Consider the following 3,359-nt stretch of genomic DNA (forward strand, 5'->3'; position numbering starts at 1 on the left):
GAGGGCGGCATCGCCAACATGAACTACTCGATCTCGAACACCGCCGAATACGGCGAATACGTCTCGGGGCCGCGGGTGTAGTCGCCGTACTCCGCCGTGTTCGAGACCGAATAGCGCATGTTGGCGATGCCGCCCTCATAGATCAGGTCGACGATCAGTTTCACTTCGTGCAGGCATTCGAAATAAGCCATTTCCGGGGCGTAACCGGCTTCGACCAGGGTTTCAAAGCCGCAGCGGATCAGTTCAACCAGACCGCCACACAGCACGGCCTGTTCGCCGAACAGGTCGGTTTCGCATTCTTCACGGAAGTTGGTTTCGATGACGCCCGAGCGGCCGCCGCCGATGGCCGAGCAATAGCTCAGGCCGATTTCCAGCGCTTTGCCGGTTGCGTCCTGATGCACGGCCACCAGGCAGGGCACACCGCCGCCTTTGGTGTATTCGCCGCGCACGGTGTGGCCGGGGCCTTTGGGGGCCATCATGATGACGTCGACACCGGGTTTGGGTTCGATCAGGCCGAAATGCACGTTCAGGCCGTGGGCGAACGCGATGGCGGCGCCTTCGCGCAGGTTGTCATGCACGTATTTCTTATAGGTCTCGGCCTGTAGTTCGTCGGGCATGGTGAACATGATGACGTCGCACCATGCGGCGGCTTCGGCGATACCCATCACGGTCAGGCCTTCGGCAGCGGCTTTCTTGGCCGAGGGCGAGCCATCGCGCAGCGCGACGACAAGGTTTTTGGCGCCCGAGTCGCGCAGGTTCAGCGCATGGGCGTGGCCCTGGCTGCCGTAGCCCAGGATGGCCACTTTTTTGTCTTTGATCAGGTTAATGTCGCAATCGCGATCGTAGTAAACGCGCATTGGGGCGCTCCTTGCTTTGATGTCTGGCGGCGATCATAGGCGGGAACGCGGAAGATACGAGTGATGATGCAAGAAAAATACGCTCAAAAACCTTATAGTCATTCGTGAATAAATGAAATAACGATCAAATCATGCTTGATGATCTTGACCGACGCATACTTCGCACCCTGCAGCAGGACCCGGCCATGTCGATTCCCGATCTGGCGGACCTGTTGTCGATGACCCCGGCGCGGGTGTCGCGGCGGCTGGACAAGCTGCGCGAGACCGGGGTGATGCGCGGCACCCGGGCGGTGATTGATTGGGTGGCGCTGGGCTATGCGGTCGAGGTCAGCTTGCGGGTCACGCTGGACAAGACCCAGACCCGCGCCTTTGACGATTTCATCGCCGCCGCGCGCGAGATCGCCGAGGTGATCGAGATCCAGACCTTCCTTGGCCGGGTCGATGTGCGCCTGTCGGTGATCGCCCGCGACATCGGCCATTATCAGGCCATCTATCGCAGCCGCATTCTGACCCTGCCGCATATCGCCGATATCGAGGCACTGATGCATGTGGCGCGGATCAAGTCGGACGAGACCTTGCCGGTATGATCGAGCTGGACGATATCGACCGCGGCCTGCTGCGGGTTCTGGCGCAGGATGCCAGCCAATCCGCCGGGGCGTTGGGGCGGCAATTTGGCCTGTCGCAACCGGCGACGTGGCGGCGGATCCGGCGGCTGGAGCAGGCCGGGGTGATCGCGGGGCGCAAGCTGGATCTGGATGCGGAAAAGCTGGGCTTTGGCGTGACGGTGTTTCTGGGGGTCAAGCTGGCCGCCAAGGGCCGGATCAGCCTTGAGGATTTCGAACGCGCCGTCACCGCCATCCCCGAGGTGCAAACGGTCGAGCATGTGCTGGGCCTGTATGATTACCGCCTGCGGGTGGTGGCGCGCGACATCGCCGATTTCGAACGCGTGCTGCGGCGCCGGATCATGACCCTGCCGGGGGCGGGCAATGTCGAGGCCAACGTGCTGTTGTCCGAGGAACGCCGCCCCGGCCCGTTGGGTTAACGCATTCCCAGACCGGCTTTCATCAGCGTCTTGCGCACCGGCGCCACCGAATACAGCGCATTCAGCGCCCCGGCTCGCATGTCGCGCAGCCCCTGCGCGCCCATCATCGACGCGCGGTTCAGTAGGTCGATACCGGTCACCCGCGCCTTGACCTCGGGCCATCGGCGGCGGTTGTAGGTCTCCAGCATCTTGCGGCTGCCCAGACCGGCGCGGTCGGCCTGCGCCAGTTCCAAGAGGATACGCAGGTCGCCAAGGCTCATGTTCAGACCCTGCGCGCCGATCGGCGGCACCACATGGGCGGCCTCGGCGATCAGGGCGGTGCGCTCGGCATAAAAGCGGTCGGCGATCTGGCTGATGATCGGCCAGACGCTGCGCGGGGTGACCAGTTTCAGCGGGCCATAAAGGCCGGCCGAGCGGGCGTTCATCTGGGCCTCGAACTCGGCTTCGGGCAGGGCGGCAAGGCGCAGAACCTCGGGGCCGCGCTCCATCCAGACGATGGCCGAGCATGGCTGATCATCGCGATCCGGCAGCGGCACCAGTGTGAACGGTCCGCCGGACCGGTGCACCTCGGTCGAGACATTACCATGCGGGCCGGGATGGGTGACGGCGAAGGCCAGCGCCTTTTGCCCATAGCGCAGGGTCTTGACCGGAATCCCCACCGCCTGACGCACTGGCGAATTGCGCCCGTCAGCAGCGATCAGCAACCGGGCCGAAACGCGGCTGCCATCGCTGAGGGTCACCAAAGCCTCGGTCGCGCGGGTCAGCACCGATTGCGTGGCGACGCCGGGGCGGAAATCGACATTGGGAAGGTCGGTCAGCCGGGCCACCATCTCGCGTCGCAGCAGCCAGTTCGGCAAGTTCCAGCCAAACGGCAGGTCGGAGATATCGGCGGCGTTGAAATCCTTGACGATGCGCGGGTCGGGCTGGGCACCACCGGCATCAACGATGCGCATGATCTGCAGGTCAGCGGCATGCGGCGCCAGACGATCCCACAACCCGGCATCTTGCAGCACCTTGATCGACGGCTGCAGGAATGCGGTGGTGCGCATATCGGCCCCGGCGGCATCGCCATCGGTGATGGGCGGGGCAGGATCGACGCAAATCACGTTGAACCCGGCGCTGCCAAAGGCCGCGGCCGCGGTCAGGCCAGCCACGCCGCCGCCAGAAATCAGAATATCGGTGCTGATACGGTTCATGCCTTGCCCTCCGGCCCCAAGAGATAGGCGTATTCGCGCCGGGGGGCCAGAGGACAATGCGTCGCGCGCTTAGCCGCGGGTCACGGCCAGCAGCAGCACCATGATCGCCGGGACTGCGGCCAGCGCCGGCACATACAGGCCCGGCACGCCCCATTGCAGGATGCTGAACGCCCATAGCGCCACAGCCACCACGACCAGAGTGAAAATCCGGGCGACGGTGCTGGTCAGGATCAGCCGGACAAGCGCCATCAGAGGGTCGCTGCC

General features: G+C 64.3%; 4 protein-coding genes and 1 pseudogene. 2 read left to right on the forward strand and 3 right to left on the reverse strand.

Annotated features, from left to right (window positions below):
• Positions 1-47: 47 nt before the first annotated feature.
• Positions 48-857: pseudogene (ilvC, locus tag ABYW26_RS12250) on the reverse strand (ketol-acid reductoisomerase); the annotation flags it as partial.
• Between the two features lie 131 nt (positions 858-988).
• Between ilvC and ABYW26_RS12255 the strand changes: the two are divergent.
• Entirely contained in the window at positions 989-1,444 is a 456-nt protein-coding gene (locus ABYW26_RS12255) for an Lrp/AsnC family transcriptional regulator (RefSeq protein ID WP_372605183.1), read from the forward strand.
• Positions 1,441-1,899 carry an Lrp/AsnC family transcriptional regulator gene (locus ABYW26_RS12260; protein WP_372605184.1) on the forward strand — a complete coding sequence of 153 codons (459 nt, stop codon included), beginning with the start codon at positions 1,441-1,443 and terminating at the stop codon, positions 1,897-1,899. The genes ABYW26_RS12255 and ABYW26_RS12260 overlap by 4 nt, the downstream gene beginning before the upstream one ends.
• On the opposite strand, the gene ABYW26_RS12265 is transcribed toward ABYW26_RS12260, so the two are convergent.
• Complete coding sequence (locus ABYW26_RS12265) at positions 1,896-3,095, reverse strand: UbiH/UbiF family hydroxylase (protein ID WP_372605185.1); 1,200 nt, start codon at positions 3,093-3,095, stop codon at positions 1,896-1,898. The two genes, ABYW26_RS12260 and ABYW26_RS12265, sit on opposite strands and share 4 nt — an antisense overlap.
• A gap of 69 nt (positions 3,096-3,164) precedes the next feature.
• Positions 3,165-3,359: hypothetical protein (locus ABYW26_RS12270; RefSeq protein ID WP_372605186.1), on the reverse strand; the 195-nt coding region annotated here is incomplete at its 5' end.

It is taken from the genome of Actibacterium sp. (genome assembly GCF_041584535.1).
Classification (GTDB): domain Bacteria; phylum Pseudomonadota; class Alphaproteobacteria; order Rhodobacterales; family Rhodobacteraceae; genus Actibacterium_D.

Excerpts from the sequence above, each read along its gene's own strand:
- ABYW26_RS12255 (WP_372605183.1), top strand. The coding sequence starts at position 989 with ATGCTTGATGATCTTGACCGACGCATACTTCGCACCCTGCAGCAGGAC.
- ABYW26_RS12265 (WP_372605185.1), bottom strand. The coding sequence starts at position 3,095 with ATGAACCGTATCAGCACCGATATTCTGATTTCTGGCGGCGGCGTGGCT.
- ABYW26_RS12260 (WP_372605184.1), top strand. The coding sequence starts at position 1,441 with ATGATCGAGCTGGACGATATCGACCGCGGCCTGCTGCGGGTTCTGGCG.